Below are 18,696 nucleotides of genomic sequence, written 5' to 3' on the forward strand. Positions count from 1 at the left end.
ATGTCCGGGAACGGCTCCGCTCCGCGGCCCGGCGCACCGGGCGACGGCGCGGTGCACAGCGGGTCCACCGGACGTCCGGTGGACCCGGCGGGCGACATCCCGCTCCTGCGCAGGCTGTGGAGCGGTGGACAGCTGCTGCCCGACGGGGCGACCGGGGGACCGGTGCACCCGCTGGTCCGGATGTTCGGCCGCTGGGTGCGGCGTCCGCTGGTGCCCGCGCTGCGGCTGTGGCGGCGCAACATCCAGCTTCGGGTGGTGGCCACCACCCTGCTGATGTCGCTGGGCGTGGTGCTGCTGCTGGGCCTGGTCGTCATCGGGCAGGTGCGGAACGGTCTGCTGGACGCCAAGCGGCACGCCGCGCAGGCGCAGGCCGCCGGCGGGTTCGAGGTCGCGGAGCAGATGGCGGAGGCCGCCGACGTCCGCCGCCAGGACGAGGCGGGAGCCGCGGCCGGCCAGAAGCAGGACGCGGCGACCTGGCTGAACAACCTCGTCCACCAGCTGGCGAGCGGCGGCAAGGGGTCGTACTCGGTGGTCGCGCTGAGCGCCCCGACGGCCGGTGCGGCGGACCCGTCCGTCGCCAACCGCGGCCCGCGGGTCTCCGGCGACATCCTGCCCAAGAGCGTGCCCGCGGGCATCCGGGAGCAGGTCGTCAGGCGCGGCGAGGTGTTCGAGCAGTACTCCACCATCGTTCCCGAGCACAAGGGCGCGGAGGCGGCGCCGGCGCTGGTCATCGGCACCCTGCTGGACGACAACGAGGGCAAGCCGTACCAGCTGTACTACCTGTTCCCGTTCACCCAGGAGGAGAAGTCCCTCAGCCTGGTGAAGGGCACCCTCGCCACGGCCGGGGTGTTCCTGGTGGTCCTGCTCGGCGCGATCGCCTGGGTCGTGGTGCGGCAGGTGGTCACCCCGGTGCGGATGGCCGCGCGGATCTCCGAGCGGCTGGCCGCCGGATTCCTGCAGGAGCGGATGAAGGTCTCCGGCGAGGACGACATCGCGCGACTGGGCGAGTCCTTCAACAAGATGGCCCAGAACCTCCAGGGCAAGATCCAGCAGCTGGAGGAGCTGTCCCGCATGCAGCGGCGGTTCGTCTCGGACGTCTCCCACGAGCTGCGCACCCCGCTGACCACGGTCCGGATGGCGGCGGACGTCATCCACGAGGCGCGGGAGGACTTCGATCCGGTGACCGCGCGCTCCGCCGAACTGCTCATCGGCCAGCTGGACCGCTTCGAGTCGCTCCTCGCCGACCTGCTGGAGATCAGCCGGTTCGACGCGGGGGCGGCCGCGCTGGAGGCCGAGCCGATCGACCTGCGCGACGTGGTCAACCGGGTGGTGGACGGTGCCGAACCGCTCGCCGAGCGCAAGGGCAGCCGCATCCTGATCCGCGGCGCGGAGTACCCGGTGGTCGCCGAGGCCGACGCCCGGCGGGTGGAGCGGGTGCTGCGCAACCTCGTGGTCAACGCCGTGGAGCACGGCGAGGGCCGGGACGTGGTGGTGCGGCTCGCCGCCTCGCACGCCGCCGTCGCCGTGGCGGTGCGGGACTACGGGGTCGGGCTGAAGCCGGGGGAGGCGACCCGGGTGTTCAACCGCTTCTGGCGTGCCGACCCGGCGCGGGCCCGTACCACCGGGGGCACCGGGCTGGGGCTGTCGATCGCCGAGGAGGACGCGCGGCTGCACGGCGGCTGGCTCCAGGCGTGGGGCGAGCCCGGCGGCGGCTCGCAGTTCCGGCTGACCCTGCCGCGTACCGCCGGGGACGCGCTGCGCACCTCGCCGATCCCGCTGGAGCCGGAGGACTCGCGCCGCAACCGGAGCACCCCGGGATCCGGCGGCCAGGGCGGCGGCCCGAAGGCGCTGCCGGGACAGATACGCCCGGCCCTGCCGCCGGGTGCGTCCGCCCCGTCCCTACCGGATGCCACCGTCCCCGGCGGGCCGGGCCGGGTCATTCGTTCCACCACCGACACCGGATCGGAGGGCCGTCCCCGTGGCCGTTGACCGACACCGCTTCCCCCGCGCGCCGCACCGCCGCCGGGCCGCCGCGCCCGCGCTGCTGGCCTGCGGCGTGATGGTGCTGGCCGGCTGCGCGTCGATGCCCGGCAGCGGGGACGTGAGCCGGGTGGACTCCTCGCTGCGCAGCGAGGACGACTCCCAGGTGCAGGTCTACGGGGTGAGCCCGGCCAAGGGGGAGCAGCCGTCCGGCCTGGTCTCCGGGTTCCTGGAGGCCACCACCAGCGACGAGGAGACCTTCGCCACCGCCCGTGAGTACCTGTCCCCGGCGGTGGCGTCCAAGTGGGACCCGTTCGCCTCGATGACGGTCCTGGCGGACGCCCCGGACCTGGCGACGCGCCGGGACCGGGACGGCGAGGGCGTGACGGTGGAGGTGACCGGCACCCAGCTGGGCACGGTGGACGCCCACCACGCGTACGCGCCGGGGGAGAAGCCGTTCAAGCAGCGCATCCACGTGTCGAAGTCGCAGGGCCAGTGGCGGATCGACGAACCGCCGCCCGGGCTGATCATCACGGAGGCGGACTTCCAGCGCCTGTACCGCTCGGTGAACAAGTACTACTTCGCGGAGCTGGGGCCGGACGCCGGCAGGTCGCGGCTGGACGACGCGGTGCTCGTCGCCGACCCGGTCTACCTGCGCCAGCGCATAGACCCGGTGGGCACTAGTGTGCGGGCGCTGCTGGACGGGCCGACCAGCTGGCTGGACCCGGTGGTGCGGACGGCGTTCCCGCGCGGAACCGAGCTGCGCGGGGCGAACCGGCCGACGCTGGACGACTCCGACGAACTGCAGGTGCGGCTGAGCCGGCAGGCCGCCGGGGTGGACGGCTCGCGCTGCCGGCAGATGGCGGCGCAGGTGCTGTTCACCGTGCAGGACCAGATGACCAACCAGCTCAGCGGGGTGCGTCTGGAGCGGTCCGACGGCTCCGAGCTGTGCTCCCTTTCCCGGGACGTGGCGGTCGGCTACCGCCCCGACAACGGCAGCCGGGGGCACCAGTACTTCATCGACGAGGCGCACCGGATGGTGCGGCTGGCCGACCGGGACGAGAAGGCGCGGCCGGTCCCCGGCCCGTTCGGCGACGACGGCGCCCAGCTGGGGTCGCTGGCGGTGGCCCGGGACGAGCGGCTGGCGGCCGGCGTGTCGCGGGACGGCACCGAGCTGTACGTGGCGGAGCTGCGGGAGGGCGCGGACCGCGGCCCGGCGCGGCTGCGCAGCCGCGCCGCCGACCCCGGGCAGCGGCTGTCGACGCCGACCTGGGACGGGCTGGGCGGGCTGTGGGTGGCCGACCGGGACCCGCGGCGCCCGCGTCTGCTGCGGCTGCGGGACGGCATCGGTGAGCCGGAGCCGGTGCGGGTGTCCGGGCTCGGCGAGGGGCGCATCGAGGAGCTGCGGGTCGCCGCGGACGGGATGCGGGTGGCGCTGCTGGTCCGGGACAAGGGGCACACCAGACTGCTGCTGGGCCGGATCGAGCGCGACCGGGCGCCGGAGGGACTGCAGCTGTCGGTGGAGGGGCTGCGGGCCATCGCGCCGAAGCTGGAGGACGTGGACGCGGTCTCCTGGGCCGGCGGCAGCAGGCTGGTGGTGGCCGGCCGGGAGTCGCAGGGCGTGCAGCAGCTGCAGTACGTGGAGACCGACGGGTCGCACGCCGATGTGCCCTCGCCCCCCACCCCGAACCGGGCCGACGCGCTGGCGGCGACGGAGGACCCGGCGCGGCCGCTGCTGGCCAAGTCGATGGACGGCATCGTGCGGCTGCCTCCCAACGGCGACTGGAAGACGGTCGCCAAGGTGGGGACGGCACCCGCCTACCCGGGCTGACCCCCGTGGGGCCGGGCCTGTGTGGGGCCGGGCCCGTGCGGGCTCGGCCTGTGTGAGCCCGGCCCCGTGTGGGCCCGGGTCCGCCCGGGCCGGCTCGGGCCTCTCGTAGGCCTGCCTTCTGTGGCCCGGGCCTGTGTGGGCTCGGCCTGTGTGAGCCCGGCCCTGTGTGGGCCGGGGCGGCTCGGGCCTCTCATCGGCCTGCCTTCTGTGGGCCGGGCCCGGGCTCCTGTGGTTTCGGGCCTCGTCGGCAGTGTCCCCTGCCGGCCGAGCCCGGGCCCTCGTGGTCCCGGGCCCTGTTCGGCCCGGGGCCGTCGTCCGCCCCGGGCTGCGTGCCCGGGGCGGCCCTCGTCCGGGCTGCCCGCCCGACCCGGGCCGACCTGCTGTTTCCCGCTGGTGCCGTGGTTGTCCACAGGGCGTTGTCCACAGGGGTGGCGCCCGCGGGGGCGCCGGGGGACAGTGGAGGCACGGGGGTGAGCGACCATGCGGGTGTGGTGGCAGGAGATCACCGGGCTGGTGCTGCCGGCCGGGTGTGCCGGGTGCGGGCGGCCGCGGACGCCGTTGTGCGAGGGGTGCCGTACGGCGCTGTGCGCCCGTGGGGCCCGGCGGGTGCGGCCGTCGCCGGCGCCGCCCGGGCTGCCGGCGGTGTACGCGGCGGCCGGGTACGCGGACGTGGTGCGGGCGGTGCTGCTGGGGCACAAGGAGCGGGGCGGTCTGCGGCTGGCCGGGCCGCTGGGTGAGGCGCTGACCGGGGCGGTGCGGAAGGCGGGCGGCACCCCGGGCCGGGCCGGAGGGGCCGGGGTGACGGGCCGGGGCCGCTGCTGCTGGTGCCGGTGCCCTCGGCGCGCCGGGCGGTGCTGGCCCGCGGGCACGACCCGGTCCGGCGCCTCGCCCTCGCCGCGGCCCGGGTGCTGCGCCGGGACCGGGTGGCGGCGCGGGTGGTGCCGGTGCTGGCGCAGCGCCGGCCGGTGGCCGACCAGGCCGGGCTGGGCGCCCGGGAGCGGCTGGCGAATCTCGCCGGGGCGCTGGAGGTGGTGCCGGGCGGGGCGCGGCTGCTGGCGCCGGGGCGGGTGGTCGTGGTGGACGACCTGGTGACCACGGGGGCGACGCTGGCGGAGGCCGCCCGGGCGGTGCGGGCGGTGAGCCGGCCCGTGGCGGGCGCCGCGGTGGTGGCCGCACCACCGGTTGCGTTCGTGTGGAACCGGAACTCCAATAGGACATAAATCGTTGCAGCTCATACGAGGCCGCTGGCAGACGAGTGGAGGTTCGTGCCGGTAAGGGGGTGCCGACTCCCGTCCGGGCGGGCTATGTTCAGTGGTGAGGGATGCCGGTGGGTATGCCTCGGATGTTCCCTTGGTGCGCTTTCTCGCCTCCCTTCCGGAAGATTGAAAAACGCGAATGGGAATGGTGTCGCTGGGGGAGGAGGAGTGAAAGCCGCCAAGTCGGGGCTCCGGAGATCTCCGGGGCCTGGTGCAGCAAGGGATGCGCTCCGCCTCCTCTCCGACGACGGAGCGCCCCCGGAACGGAGTTCTGCGTGGACATCGTCGTCAAGGGCCGCAAGACCGAGGTGCCCGAGCGGTTCCGCAAGCACGTGGCCGAGAAGCTGAAGCTGGACAAGATCCAGAAGCTCGACGGCAAGGTGATCAGCCTGGACGTCGAGGTGTCCAAGGAGCACAACCCGCGTCAGGCCGACCGTTCCGACCGGGTCGAGATCACCCTTCGCTCCCGCGGGCCGGTGATCAGGGCGGAGGCCGCCGCCGCGGACCCCTACGTGGCGCTGGACCTGGCAGCGGGCAAGCTGGAGGCACGGCTGCGCAAGCAGCACGACAAGCGCCACACCCGGCGGGGCAACGGCCGTATCCCGGCGAGCGCCGTGGCCCAGGTGGTGCCCGAGGCGGCCCGGATCAACGGCCACGGCCAGCCGGCCGCGGAGCCGGCCGCCGACGCCGTGCCGACCACCCGGATGGGGCCGCTGGAGGTGCAGGGCGAGGGTCCGCTGGTGGTGCGGGAGAAGACCCACGCGGCCGCCCCGATGTCGCTCGACCAGGCGCTGTACGAGATGGAACTGGTCGGGCACGACTTCTATCTGTTCGTCGAGGCCGAGTCCCAGCGGCCGAGCGTCGTCTACCGGCGTCACGGTTACGACTACGGCGTCATCCATCTGGAGCCGGAGCAGTTCGTCGGCGAGGAGCCCGGCGGCGCCGGGGGGTCGCTCGGCACCTGAGGCGCGCGCCCCCGCATGCGACCGGCGTGCGACGGCTGATTCGAAGGTGCCCCGGGGCGTCCGTGCGCCCCCGGGGCACCGGTGTGCCGCCCGTGGCAGCACCACCGCGCTGTCCAGGCATGAAATCATGGCTGCGAGCGCAACCGGCGCACAGACCGGACCGGTTGACGTCGCACAGCGATGTGCGGACAGCAGGGCCATGGCCTTCAGGGGGAGGAACGATGGCGGACAGCTTCGGGCCCGTTGCCGGTGCGGACGGCGGCCACCGGGCCGGCGCCGGCACGGACGGGAGCGGGTCACGCGCGGAACCGATCAGGGTGCTGGTGGTGGACGACCACGAACTCTTCCGGCGCGGCCTGGAGATCGTCCTGGCCCAGGAGGAGGACATCGAGGTCGTCGGTGAGGCGGGGGACGGGGCGGAGGCCGTGGACAAGGCGGCCGACCTGCTCCCCGACATCGTGCTGATGGATGTGCGCATGCCCCGGCGGGGCGGCATCGAGGCCTGCACCGCGATCAAGGAAGTGGCTCCCAGCGCCAAGATCATCATGCTGACGATCAGTGACGAGGAGGCCGACCTCTACGACGCGATCAAGGCCGGTGCGACGGGGTATCTGCTCAAGGAGATCTCCACCGACGAGGTGTCCGCCGCGATCCGGGCGGTGGCCGACGGCCAGTCGCAGATCAGCCCGTCGATGGCGTCCAAGCTGCTCACCGAGTTCAAGTCGATGATCCAGCGCACCGACGAGCGCCGTCTGGTGCCGGCGCCGCGGCTCACCGACCGGGAGCTGGAGGTGCTGAAGCTGGTGGCCACCGGGATGAACAACCGGGACATCGCCAAGGAGCTGTTCATCAGCGAGAACACCGTGAAGAACCACGTGCGGAACATCCTGGAGAAGCTCCAGCTGCACTCCCGGATGGAAGCGGTGGTCTACGCGATGCGGGAGAAGATCCTGGAGATCCGCTGACGCGCCGGCGCGGACTCGCGCCCCGGCGCCGGACCGGCTCGGAGGCTCCGGCGTCCGGCGCCGGGCCGGCTCGGAGGCTCCGGCGCCCCCGGACCGGACCGGAGTTGCGACGCAGGCGGGGTGTGCCCGCGCCGGCCGGGCCCCGCTGTGGCGCGTGCCCCGTGGGACGGCCGGCGGCCCCGCGACCGGTGGGTGACGGGGCCGCTTCCGGCGGTCAGTCCAGCGCGGCGGTGAGCGCGGCGGCCAGTTCCGGGCGGTCCACGCGTTCGACCCGCACCGCGTCACAGCCCACCCACTCCGCGGCCTCCCGGAGGGCCGCCGCCATCGGCGCCACCGCCCTGGGAGTCTCCAGCGACACCTGCCGCGCCACCAGCGTGCGGCCCTCGCGGGCCGGATCGACCCGGCCCAGCAGCCGGCCGCCGGAGAGCAGCGGCATGGCGAAGTAGCCGTACACCCGCTTCGCCTTCGGCACGTATGCCTCCAGCCGGTGGGTGAACCCGAAGATCCGCTCGGTCCGTGCCCGGTCCCATATGAGGGAGTCGAAGGGCGACAGCAGGGTGGTGCGGTGCCGCCCGCCCTTGGCGGAGACCGCGGCCAGCGCCTCCGGGTCGGCCCAGGCCGGCTTGCCCCAGCCGGCCACCTCGACCGGCACCAGCCCGGTGTCCGCGATCACGCTGTCCACCTGCTCCGCCTTGAGCCGGTGGTAGTCGGCCAGGTCGGCGCGGGTGGCCACCCCCAGCGACCGTCCCGCCAGCCGCACCAGCCGGCGCAGGCACTCGGCGTCGTCCAGCTCGTCGTGGAGCAGCGTGTCCGGCACCGCCCGCTCGGCCAGGTCGTACACCCGCTTCCAGCCGCGCCGCCGGGTGCACACCACCTCGCCGTACATCAGGGCCCGCTCCACGGCGACCTTCGCCTCCGACCAGTCCCACCACGGGCCGCCGTTCTTCGCACCCCCCAGTTCGGTCGCGGTCAGCGGCCCCCGCTCGCGCAGCTGGGCGATCACCGTCTCGTACGCCCCGTCCGCCAGGTCGTGGTACCACTGCGGGCGGGCACGGTAGGCGCGCCGCCGGAACGCGAAGTGCGGCCACTCCTCGATGGGCAGCACACACGCCGCGTGCGACCAGTACTCGAAGCCGGTCGGGCCGCCCCCGGGTCCGTCGCCGACGGACCAGTACGCCTCCTCGACCGCGGTCCGGCCGACCGCGCCCAGCCGTGCGTACGGCACCAGCTCGTGCGAGCGGGCGAGTACGGAGATGGTGTCCAGCTGCACCGCGCCCAGATGGCGCAGCACGCCGCGCACCCCGGCGGCGCGGTCCGGGGCGCCCAGCAGGCCCTGGGCGCGCAGTGCCATACGGCGGGCCTCGTCCGCGGTGAGGGACAGCTCGGGCGCGGGTGCGGGAGGTGTGGCAGGCGTGGCGGGGCTCGTCATGGAGGACACGGTAGAGGCCACCACCGACAACGCGGCCCGCGCGGGGGAGAGATGCGCGCGGTGTGCCCGCCGGGCGTGCGGCGGGCGCCGTGCGGCGTGGGGTGGGGCGGCGGTGCCGTGTGGCGGTCCGGTTACGGCCGCGGGGCGGACGCCCGGACTTGCAGGACTTCCGGGCTCGCCGGACGGCGACCTCGTGGCCGGGCTCGCCGGGCGTCCGGGATGTGGCGGTGGGCCGGCCGGGGTGGGGGTCACTCGTTTCGGGGACCTCCGCCCGGGCCGGAGCGCGGGCCGGAGCGCGGGCCGGGGTGTGTGTCGCGGGCCCGGCGTGCCCGGTGGGCCGGTCTCTTCCCGCGGGGCATGTGCCGTGTGCCCGGCGTGCCGGGCCGGCCGGCGGCTTCATGCCCGGGTGCGTGGCGCATGCCCGGTCGGCGACTCGCGGCGGGGTAGTGCCGCGTGTGCGGCGTGCCCGGTGGGCCGGTGTCTTCGCGTCGGGGACCGAGGCCCGGGCGGGGGCCCGTACCGGTGCCTTCGGCCGGCTGCGCCGATGCCCCGGGGCCCGTGCTGACACCGACGGGGTCCGACCCCGTGTACCGGCACCGGCCTCCGTCGGCGCCCGGCACCGACCCGTACTGGCTTTGAGCCGAGGCCCGGCTGGGTCGGGGCCCTTCCTCGCGGTCGGTCGTTCACAGAGGGGCTGGTGCCCTCCCCGGCCGGTCGGAGCCCGGGCCTGCCCGTACCGGCGCCTCCAGCTGGGCCGCCCCCGCCTCGGGCCGGCACGCACCCGAGGTGTGTCCGCTCTGTCCGATGGGCGGCCGCTCGCGCGGCCGCCGCCGCGACTGTGTGGGCCCGAACCGCCCCTCGGGCGCCGGCCCTGTGGGGGTTCCGCCGGGACGGGGTCGCCCGGCCGTCCGACGTGGTCGGTTCGCCAGTTCCCGGCCGCCTGCCGGTCCGGGTGGGCCGACCGCGGGGACGGAGCCGTCCGCCTCGGGTCTTCGTATGGTCCGGCGGCCGTCCGCCGCGACGGGGTCGTGAGCCGGGCGCCCGGCCGTCCGGCGTGATCGGTCCGCCGGTTCCGGGCCGCCCGCCGGTTCGGCCGACCACTTCGGGCATCGGCTCACCGGTCCGGCCGCGGTGCCGACCGGTCCCGGGTCCGCGCCCCGCCTTCGGGCCTCGGGGCTGCCGGGCTCCGGGGGCCGGCGCGCCGCGGGCCGCCGGGCCGGCCGGGCCGGTCTCGCCCCGGCTACGGGCGGGGCCCCCGGGGTGGCTCAGGCCGTCGCGCCGGCCGGGGCCCCGCCCGGGCCGCCGGGGGTGGCTCAGCCCGTCGTGGCGGGCGGGGCCGGGAGGTAGGGGGGTGGCGGAGGGGAGGCACAGGTCGGAGGGGAGGAGGAGCCGACCCAGCCGTCCCGCCGGCTCCCGCCGTGCAGCAGCCGCGCCCGCAGGGTGCCCTCCATCCGGAAGCCGATCTTCTGCGCGACGGCCCGGGACCCGGCGTTCCCCACCTCCGCGTACCACTCCAGCCGCTCCACGCCCAGCTCGGTGAAGGCCCACCGGGCCAGGGCGCGCCCCGCCTCGGTGGTGTATCCGCGGCCCCGGTGCTCCTTGGCGGTCCAGTAGCCCAGCTCGGCCTGGCGTTCCGGGGCGGCCAGCAGGTTCAGCCGTACCAGACCGACCGCGCCGACCAGCACCCCTTCGTCCCGGGTGGTGACGGCGAAGTCATAGGCGGTGTCGTCGCGCCAGCCCTGCGGGGCGATCCGGCAGACGAAGTCCTCGGCGTGCTCGCGCGTGTACGGAGACGGAACGTTCGTCCAGCGCGGGATGTCCGGGTCCTGACAAGCAGCGTGGACCGCGGGCACGTCGGAGGGCGTGTGCGGGCGCAGGACCAGGCGCTCGGTGGTGAGGGTGACGGGCTCCATGCCGGAAGTGTGGTCCCCGGCGCGCCCGGCGGCGACCTCTTTTCCCCGGTTTCCCCCGGTCACCGGCCTGCGGGCGGTCCGCTCCCCGGACCGCTCGCGGCAGCGGCGGCGTGTCGGCGGCCCCGACCCGCCCGTGGCACCCCTGCCCGGCCCGCGGTGGGCGGTCCCCGGCCGGGGGCGGTCAGGCCCCGCGGCCGGACCTTGATCGGGCACCCTGGGGCCGCCCGGCGCGTTGATACGGGCACAGGCGACACCCGGTCTTCGGACGGGCGGACCTCCCGGCGTGGCGGGGTCCTGTCTTACGATGGCCGTTGCGGCGGGGCCAGCGCCGCTCGATAATGCCGCGCCAGCGCACCCGACCGTGCCACGCCCGACCGGCAAGGAGCCAGCCTAAGTGTCCGTCCTCAACAAGATCATGCGTGCAGGCGAAGGCAAGATCCTGCGTAAGCTGCACCGCATCGCGGACCAGGTCAATTCCATCGAAGAGGAGATCGCGGCCTACTCCGACGCCGGACTGCGCGAACTCACCGAGGAGTACAAGCAGCGGTACGCGGACGGCGAGACCCTCGACGACCTGATGCCCGAGGCGTTCGCCACGGTCCGCGAGGCGGCCAAGCGGGTGCTCGGCCAGCGCCACTACGACGTCCAGCTGATGGGCGGCGCCGCGCTGCACCTGGGATATGTGGCCGAGATGAAGACCGGTGAGGGCAAGACCCTCGTCGGTACCCTCCCCGCCTACCTCAACGCGCTGTCCGGCAAGGGTGTCCACCTGATCACGGTGAACGACTACCTGGCCGAGCGCGACTCCGAGATGATGGGCCGGGTCCACAAGTTCCTCGGTCTCACCGTGGGTTGCATCCTGGCGAACATGACGCCGGCGCAGCGCCGCGAGCAGTACGCCTGCGACATCACCTACGGCACCAACAACGAGTTCGGCTTCGACTACCTGCGTGACAACATGGCGTGGTCGAAGGACGAACTGGTGCAGCGCGGCCACAACTTCGCCATCGTCGACGAGGTGGACTCCATCCTCGTGGACGAGGCGCGTACCCCGCTGATCATCTCCGGTCCCGCGGACCAGGCCACCAAGTGGTACGGCGACTTCGCCAAGCTGGTCACCCGGCTGAAGCGGGGCGAGCCGGCCAACCCGCAGAAGGGCCTGGAGGAGACCGGCGACTACGAGGTGGACGAGAAGAAGCGCACCGTCGCCATCCACGAGGCCGGTGTCGGCAAGGTCGAGGACTGGCTGGGCATCGACAACCTCTACGAGTCGGTCAACACCCCGCTCGTCGGCTACCTGAACAACGCCATCAAGGCGAAGGAACTGTTCAAGAAGGACAAGGACTACGTCGTCATCGACGGCGAGGTCATGATCGTCGACGAGCACACCGGCCGTATCCTCGCCGGCCGCCGCTACAACGAGGGCATGCACCAGGCGATCGAGGCGAAGGAGGGGGTGGACATCAAGGACGAGAACCAGACCCTCGCCACGATCACCCTGCAGAACTTCTTCCGCCTCTACGACAAGCTCTCCGGCATGACCGGTACGGCCATGACCGAGGCGGCCGAGTTCCACCAGATCTACAAGCTCGGCGTGGTGCCCATCCCCACCAACCGGCCGATGATCCGCAAGGACCAGTCCGACCTGATCTACCGGACCGAGGTCGCGAAGTTCGCCGCGGTGGTGGAGGACATCGCCGAGCGGCACGAGAAGGGCCAGCCGGTGCTGGTCGGCACCACCTCGGTGGAGAAGTCCGAGTACCTCTCCCAGCAGCTCACCAAGCGCGGCATCCCGCACGAGGTGCTCAACGCCAAGCACCACGAGCGGGAGGCGCAGATCGTCGCCCAGGCGGGCCGCAAGGGGGCCGTGACGGTCGCCACCAACATGGCCGGCCGTGGTACGGACATCAAGCTCGGCGGCAACCCGGACGAGATCGCCGAGTCCGAGCTGCGGGCCAAGGGCCTGGACCCGGTGGAGCACGTCGAGGAGTGGGCCGCCGCGCTGCCCGCCGCCCTGGAGCGGGCCGAGGCCGCGGTGAAGGCCGAGTTCGAAGAGGTCAAGAAGCTCGGCGGGCTGTACGTGCTGGGCACCGAGCGCCACGAGTCGCGCCGTATCGACAACCAGCTGCGCGGTCGTTCCGGACGTCAGGGCGACCCCGGCGAGTCCCGCTTCTACCTCTCGCTCGGCGACGACCTGATGCGCCTGTTCAAGGCCCAGATGGTCGAGCGGGTGATGGCCATGGCGAACGTGCCGGACGACGTGCCGATCGAGAACAAGATGGTCACCCGGGCCATCGCCTCCGCCCAGTCGCAGGTCGAGCAGCAGAACTTCGAGACCCGTAAGAACGTCCTGAAGTACGACGAGGTGCTCAACCGGCAGCGCGAGGTCATCTACGGCGAGCGCCGGCGGGTGCTGGAGGGCGAGGACCTGCACGAGCAGGTGCGCCACTTCATGGACGACACCATCGACGCCTACATCCAGGCCGAGACGGTGGAGGGCTTCGCCGAGGAGTGGGACCTGGACCGGCTGTGGAGCGCGTTCAAGCAGCTCTACCCGGTGCAGGTCACCGTCGAGGAGCTGGAGGAGGAGGCCGGCGGCCGGGAGGGCATCACCGCCGAGTTCATCGCCGAGTCCATCAAGGAGGACATCCACCGGCAGTACGACGCCCGCGAGGAGCAGCTCGGCTCGGACATCATGCGTGAGCTGGAGCGCCGCGTGGTGCTGTCGGTGCTGGACCGCAAGTGGCGTGAGCACCTCTACGAGATGGACTACCTCCAGGAGGGCATCGGCCTGCGCGCGATGGCCCAGAAGGACCCGCTGGTCGAGTACCAGCGCGAGGGCTTCGACATGTTCACCGCCATGATGGACGGGATCAAGGAGGAGTCCGTCGGCTACCTGTTCAACCTGGAGGTCCAGGTCGAGCAGCAGGTCGAGGAGGTCCCGGTCCAGGAGGGCGCCGAGGCGGCGGCCCCCTCCCTGGAGAAGGCGGAGGGCAAGGCTCCGGTCGCGGCCGGGGCGCCGGCCGGCGGCGCCCGGCCGGAGATCCGCGCCAAGGGCCTGGAGGCCCCGCAGCGTCCGGACCGGCTGCACTTCTCCGCCCCGACCGTGGACGGCGAGGGCGGCGTGGTCGAGGGCGACTTCGCCACCGACCAGCCGCCGGCCCCGCGCGCCTCGGAGTCCGACGGCCTCACCCGCGCCGAGCGCCGCAAGGCGGGCAAGGGCGGCCGGCGCCGCAAGAAGTGACCCGCGCGGAGCGCGGGGCACCGCCCGCGGCGGTGGTGTGAACGACGGGCCGGGGACGGCGGCGGACAGCCGCGGTCCCCGGCCCGCCGGCGTATCGCCTGATGTGCGGGCCCGCGCACCGGGGCGTCATGGCTGGGGCGGCTCCGGGCGGCCTGCCGGGCCGAGGTCCACGGCGGCGCAGCGCCAGCGGTCGTCCCGTCCCCGCTCCAGCCGGAAGGCGAACGCGATCAGCCGGTCGTCGAAGGCCACCCGGGCGAACGCCTCGATCACGCCGTCCCGGGGGCGGGACTCGTCGCAGCGCGCCACGTAGGGCGCCTCGGTGCCGGTCGCCCGGGGCCGCAGCGGGGTGCGGGGTGCCAGCTCCACCAGCCGGTCGTACGCCTCGGGCAGGGCGTGGCCGAGCAGCGTGTGGACCGGGCGCCGTCCGCTGAGAGTGAGCAGCAGCCGGTGGGCGAACCAGTAGCGGGGCTGGGTCTCCTGCGCCTGACGGCGGGCCGCCACGGTGGCCGCCCTGGACACCGGGCGCGGCGGGCCCGACCGCCGGGCGCCACCCCGCCCCGCCGGCCGGCCCGGACCCGGTGACCGGGTGGCGCCCGGCCGGCCGGGCGGCCGGCTCGCGCCGGGGCCCGGACCCGGTGGCCGGGTGGCGGCCGGCGAGGTCCGCCGGCCTTGCGTCGGCACCCGGCCGGGGCCGGGGACACCCCGCCCGGCGGGGCGGGGGACCGGTCGGTGACCGGAGCCGCGCCGCCCGGCTCCGGCGGCAGGTGGCCCGGTACGGGTTCTCGCGCGGGCCCCGGTACGGCTACGCGCGGGCCCGGCACGTCGGCCGGCGTGCCCGGTGCGCTCGGCCCATCCGGTACGCCCGGTCCTCCCGGTGTGTCCGGTGTGTCCGCTGCCGGTGCCTCCGGGGCCGGGGTGCCGGGTGCGCCGGGTGCCGGGGCGTGTCCGCATCCGCACCCGGTACCGCGTGGGGCGGTCGGGCCGGGCACGGCCCCCGAGGCGTGTTCGCTTCCGGGACTGTGCCCGTGCCCCGGACCGGGACCGGTGGCCGGGGTGCCACGCTCGTTACGCCCGTTTCCCGTGGCGTGCCCGCCGCCGGGTCCGTGTCCCCTTCCCGGGCCGTGCCCGGCGCCGGGGTGGCACCCGCACCGGGGGTGGTGCGCGGAGTTCGGGTCGTGCCCGGAGGCCAAGTCGCGTCCGCGTCCCGGCCTGTGCCCGTCCCCCAAGCCGTGCCTGCACCCCTCGTGTCCGCCTCCCGGGCCGTGCCCGGTACTGGGGTGGCACGCGCACCCGGCGTGATGCCCGCGCTCGCTGCCGTGCCCGGAGTTCGGGTGGTGTCCGCTTTCCGGCCGGTTCGCGTCCCCCGGGCCGTGCCCCTCGCGTCCGTACTCCGGGGCGTTTCCGTTTCCCGGCCCGTGTCCGTCCCCCGGCCCGTGCCCGTCCCCCTCTTGCCCGGACCCCGGGCCGTGCCCGGCTTTCCCGCCGTGCCGGCACTCCGTACCGGGGTCGCGGCCGGTGCCGGGCCCGGTGTCCGGGACCGGGCCGGGGTCGGCGCCGATGCCGGTGCTGGTCGTGACTGTGGTTCCGCTCATCCCTACCGCCCCCGCGGAACGAGGCGCGAAGCCCCGCGCGTACTCGTTGGTAACAACCGTGGGGAGTCTTCTACCGGCGGTTTTTCCGCACGGGCAAGGCGGGTGGCCGGGGGCGGCACCGCTCGGTCCGGTTCACCTATCCGGGGCACCGCGGTACCGGCCGTCGACGCGGTGCGCGGCCCTCCGGCGCCGGGTGCCGCGGCCCGCCGGCCGGTCCGCTGCGGCCCCGCTCCGTGCCACCGGGCGGTGCCCCGCGGCCCGTATGCTGGCGGGGTATCCGTCCCGCCCGGCACCCGTCGAAGGGTCCTCACGAAAGCGGCAGCCATGCGCGTCTACGTCCCCCTGACCCTGCCCGGGCTCGCCGAGGCGTACGAGGCGGGCGTACTGGGCCCGGCGCCGCTGGACGCCTACGCGGTGACCCCCGGGCTGCGCGAGTGGTACGTCTCCTCCGACATCGAGGAGCTGGAGTACGCGGCGCTCAGCCGGGCGGCCCAGGCGTCGCTGCGCCGGCTCGCCGCCGACCCGCGGGCCGCCCGGCGCCGGGTGGTCGTCGCCCTCGACGTGGCCGACGGTGCGGCGGTGGCCGACCCGGACCGCAGCCTGGACCACGCCGCGCTGGGGGAGGTCCGCATCGCCACCACCGTGCCGCTGGCCAAGGCCGCCGCCGTGCACATCGACTCGGAGGACGCGGAGGCGGACATCGCCGCGGCGGCCGAGGCGCTCGGCGCGGCCGACCTCGGTGACGACGACGCGCAGTTCGTGGTGGACGGGGCCGAGGACCACGAGCTGATGTGGTACGCGACACAGGAGATCCCCAACCTCATCGGGTGACGACGCCCGGCCCGGTGCCCCCGGAGGCGGCGCGCTGGTGACGACGCCCGGCGGCGTGTTCCGGTGATCGGCGCGCCCGGTACGTCCGCCGCCCGGATCGGGCACGCCGCCCGCCCGGGGGCCGGCCCTCGGGAGACCTCGCGGCCGCCCTTCCCGGTCCCGGACACTCCGCGCGTCCGCGGGGGCGCGCAGTCGGACGGGCCATGTGGGCAGGGCACGTTGACGGTACGTCCGGTGCCGGCGCGGTGTCCCCGCGCGGCGCGCGGCGGTGTCCCGACACGACGTGCGGCGGAGGCCGGTGCGGTGCCCGGTGGCTGCCCGGCGCGGCGCGCGGTGGACGCCCGGATGGCCGGGGCCCGGCGCCCGGCGGACCGGGTGCCTCCGGTGACCCGCCGGTGCGGGGCCGCCGTCCGGAGGGGAAGCCTCTCCCCGAGGCCGTCGGCGCGGCTGTCGGAGCCCGTCGGTACCGTCGTCGGAATGGGGAAGCACGTGGCACACATCGTCTGGGACTGGAACGGCACCCTCCTGCACGACATCGACGCCGTGATGACGGCGACCAACGCGTCGTTCGCGGAGCTGGGACTTGAGCCGCTCACGCTGGAGCGCTACCGGGACCTGTACTGCGTACCGGTCCCGCGCTTCTACGAGCGGCTGATGGGCCGGCTGCCCACGGACGAGGAGTGGGAGGTGATGGACGCGGCGTTCCACCGGCACTACCGGGAGGCGGCGCGGAACGCCGCGCTGGCCGCCGGGGCCCGGGAGCTGCTCGCCGACTGGCACTCCGCGGGACTGACCCAGTCGCTGTGCTCGCTCGCCTCGCACGACCACCTCGTCCCGCTGGTGCGGACGCACGGCATCGACGGCTACTTCGCGCGGGTGGACGGCCGGGTGGACCCCAAGCAGCACGGGAAGGCCGGTCAGATGGTGCGGCACCTGGCGGCGCTGGAGGGGGTCTCCCCGGAGCGGGTGGTGGTGATCGGCGACGCGGTGGACGACGCGTCGGCCGCCGCGGCCGCGGGGGCGCACGCCGTGCTCTACACCGGCGGGTCGCAGTCCCGGGCCTGTCTGGAGGCCGCCGGGGTGCCGGTGGTGGACACCCTCGCGGAGGCGGCCGAGCTGGCCCGGGAGCTGGCCGGCCGGCGGCCGGTGAGCGGCCTGAACTGACGCGGGCGGCGGGCCCGCGGGGCGGGCAGGAGCCGACGCGGACGGCGGGCCGCGGGGCGGGGGCGGGAGCTGACGCGGCGGCGGGCGCGCGGGGGAACGGCCTGAACCGACGCGGGCGGCGGCCCCCGGGGTGGGACAGGCGCCGGGCGGGCCGGAAATCCCGTCCGGCGCCTGCGACCCCATCCCCGGCCGCACCGGCGGCCGGGGACGTCGGGCGGTCACTCCTCGCCGGTCACCGGCGCCACGGCGCGCAGCACCCGCAGGAACTCCCGCATCCAGCCGGGGTTGTCCGGCCAGGCGCGGGCCGAGACCAGCGTGCCGTCGGTCACCACCTCCTGGTCCCGGAAGGTGCCGCCGGCCGCCTGGACGTCGAGCTCCAGGGCCGGGTACGCGGTGACCCGCCGCCCGGTCAGACCGCCGATCGCGGCGGTGAGCAGCGGACCGTGGCAGGTCTGGGCGACGGGCTTGTCCGCGTCGAAGAACGCCTTGAGGATCTTGCGCAGCTCCGGGTCGTTGCGCAGGTACTCCGGGGCGCGCCCGCCGGGGACCACCAGGGCGGCGTACCCGCCGGGGTCCACCTCGGAGAACGCCAGATCGGCGGGCCAGGTGTAACCCGCCTTCTCGGTGTAGGTGTCGTAGCCGTCCTCGAAGTCGTGCACCACGAAGCGGAGCCGCTTCCGGCTCGGTGCCGCGACGTGGACGTCGTAACCCTCTTCGCGCAGCCGCTGGTACGGGTAGAGCACCTCCAGCGACTCGGCCGCGTCACCGGTGACGATCAGAACCTTCGCGGCCATGCCACCCACCTCCGCTCGGTCACGTGGTTTCACGCTACTCGCGGTCCGGTCCGTGGTGCATCCGCGCCGCGCCGCGCCGCCCTCGGTCCGGTGCGGAAAGCCCTGCTCCCGGTGGCCGCCCCTGTGTCCGGTCCGCCGCCGGTGCGCGTCGGGTCCGGCCCGCGTCCGTCGGGTCCGCGTCCGTCGGGTCCGGTCCGCGTCCGGCCCGTCCGACGCCCGGCCGGCCCGGCCCGGCGTCCGGCCGGACGGCGCCCACGCCGTGCCTGTTCGCCTCGCCCCGGTCGAACCGGTTCCACTCCCATCCATCCCTATCTGTATCTGTCTGTCCCTGTTCATTCCTTCCCGTGCCCGTTCGCCCCCGGCCGGAGCGCGCCGCGGGGGCCGGCCGGGGACGGTGGCGTCCGGCATCCGGACAGCCATTCACCGGGCGGGCGCCGGCCGCGGACGCGGATGCCGGCCGCCCGCCGCACACCCCGGCTGCCCGCCCGCCGCACACCCCCGGCCGCCCGCCGGACGCCCCCGCCGCCCGCCGCGCGCCCCCGGCCCGCCCGGCGCGACACGCCCGGCCGGGCCGTGGCCGGCAGGCTCCGCCCCTCGCGACCTCCGGCCCGCCCCCACGGCCCCCGCCGCCCGCCCCGCGGTCCACCCTGCGGCCCCCCGGCCCGGTCGCGCCGCGGCCGGTCGGGCGGTGGGGTCCGGATCGGACGGGTGCGCCGGGTCCGGTCGCGCCGT

At 75.3% G+C, this 18,696-nt stretch carries 11 protein-coding genes and 1 pseudogene; 8 read left to right on the forward strand and 4 right to left on the reverse strand.

The window, feature by feature from the left end; all coding sequences use genetic code 11:
- From mtrB to IHE55_RS18620, 5 genes and pseudogenes are all read left to right on the forward strand, one after another.
- Window positions 1-1,989 carry an MtrAB system histidine kinase MtrB gene (mtrB, locus tag IHE55_RS18600; protein WP_197990048.1) on the forward strand — a complete coding sequence of 663 codons (1,989 nt, stop codon included), beginning with the start codon at window positions 1-3 and terminating at the stop codon, window positions 1,987-1,989.
- Window positions 1,979-3,811, forward strand: coding sequence for an LpqB family beta-propeller domain-containing protein (locus IHE55_RS18605; protein ID WP_307826731.1), 1,833 nt, complete (start codon window positions 1,979-1,981; stop codon window positions 3,809-3,811). The genes mtrB and IHE55_RS18605 overlap by 11 nt, the downstream gene beginning before the upstream one ends.
- Window positions 3,812-4,291: 480 nt before the next feature.
- Window positions 4,292-5,031 (forward strand): annotated as a pseudogene (locus tag IHE55_RS18610) (ComF family protein).
- A 311-nt stretch (window positions 5,032-5,342) separates the two neighbouring features.
- Complete coding sequence (hpf, locus tag IHE55_RS18615; protein ID WP_197990050.1) at window positions 5,343-6,032, forward strand: ribosome hibernation-promoting factor, HPF/YfiA family; 690 nt, start codon at window positions 5,343-5,345, stop codon at window positions 6,030-6,032.
- A gap of 221 nt (window positions 6,033-6,253) precedes the next feature.
- Window positions 6,254-6,997, forward strand: a complete 744-nt coding sequence (locus tag IHE55_RS18620) for a response regulator (RefSeq protein ID WP_197990051.1) — start codon at window positions 6,254-6,256, stop codon at window positions 6,995-6,997.
- Window positions 6,998-7,211: 214 nt separating this feature from the next.
- On the opposite strand, the gene IHE55_RS18625 is transcribed toward IHE55_RS18620, so the two are convergent.
- Both IHE55_RS18625 and IHE55_RS18630 read right to left on the reverse strand, forming a co-directional pair.
- Window positions 7,212-8,426 carry a winged helix-turn-helix domain-containing protein gene (locus IHE55_RS18625; RefSeq protein ID WP_197990052.1) on the reverse strand — a complete coding sequence of 405 codons (1,215 nt, stop codon included), beginning with the start codon at window positions 8,424-8,426 and terminating at the stop codon, window positions 7,212-7,214.
- 1,313 nt (window positions 8,427-9,739) lie between these two features.
- Window positions 9,740-10,339, reverse strand: a complete 600-nt coding sequence (locus IHE55_RS18630) for a GNAT family N-acetyltransferase (protein ID WP_197990053.1) — start codon at window positions 10,337-10,339, stop codon at window positions 9,740-9,742.
- Between the two features lie 394 nt (window positions 10,340-10,733).
- On the opposite strand from IHE55_RS18630, the gene secA reads away from it, so the two are divergent.
- Complete coding sequence (gene secA, locus IHE55_RS18635; RefSeq protein ID WP_197990054.1) at window positions 10,734-13,583, forward strand: preprotein translocase subunit SecA; 2,850 nt, start codon at window positions 10,734-10,736, stop codon at window positions 13,581-13,583.
- Between the two features lie 126 nt (window positions 13,584-13,709).
- On the opposite strand, the gene IHE55_RS18640 is transcribed toward secA, so the two are convergent.
- Complete coding sequence (locus IHE55_RS18640; RefSeq protein ID WP_197990055.1) at window positions 13,710-14,084, reverse strand: Rv3235 family protein; 375 nt, start codon at window positions 14,082-14,084, stop codon at window positions 13,710-13,712.
- A gap of 1,415 nt (window positions 14,085-15,499) precedes the next feature.
- On the opposite strand from IHE55_RS18640, the gene IHE55_RS18645 reads away from it, so the two are divergent.
- The gene (locus tag IHE55_RS18645; RefSeq protein ID WP_197990056.1) at window positions 15,500-16,006 is read left to right on the forward strand and encodes a DUF6912 family protein; all 507 of its coding nucleotides are present in this window, start codon (window positions 15,500-15,502) and stop codon (window positions 16,004-16,006) included.
- Window positions 16,007-16,483: 477 nt separating this feature from the next.
- Window positions 16,484-17,170 (forward strand): HAD family hydrolase, encoded by a 687-nt coding sequence (locus tag IHE55_RS18650; RefSeq protein WP_197990057.1) that lies wholly within the window; start codon window positions 16,484-16,486, stop codon window positions 17,168-17,170.
- Between the two features lie 218 nt (window positions 17,171-17,388).
- On the opposite strand, the gene IHE55_RS18655 is transcribed toward IHE55_RS18650, so the two are convergent.
- Complete coding sequence (locus IHE55_RS18655; RefSeq protein ID WP_197990058.1) at window positions 17,389-17,964, reverse strand: DJ-1/PfpI family protein; 576 nt, start codon at window positions 17,962-17,964, stop codon at window positions 17,389-17,391.
- Window positions 17,965-18,696: the final 732 nt, after the last annotated feature.

Origin of the sequence: Streptomyces pactum, assembly GCF_016031615.1 — a bacterium.
Taxonomy (GTDB): Bacteria; Actinomycetota; Actinomycetes; order Streptomycetales; family Streptomycetaceae; genus Streptomyces; species Streptomyces pactus.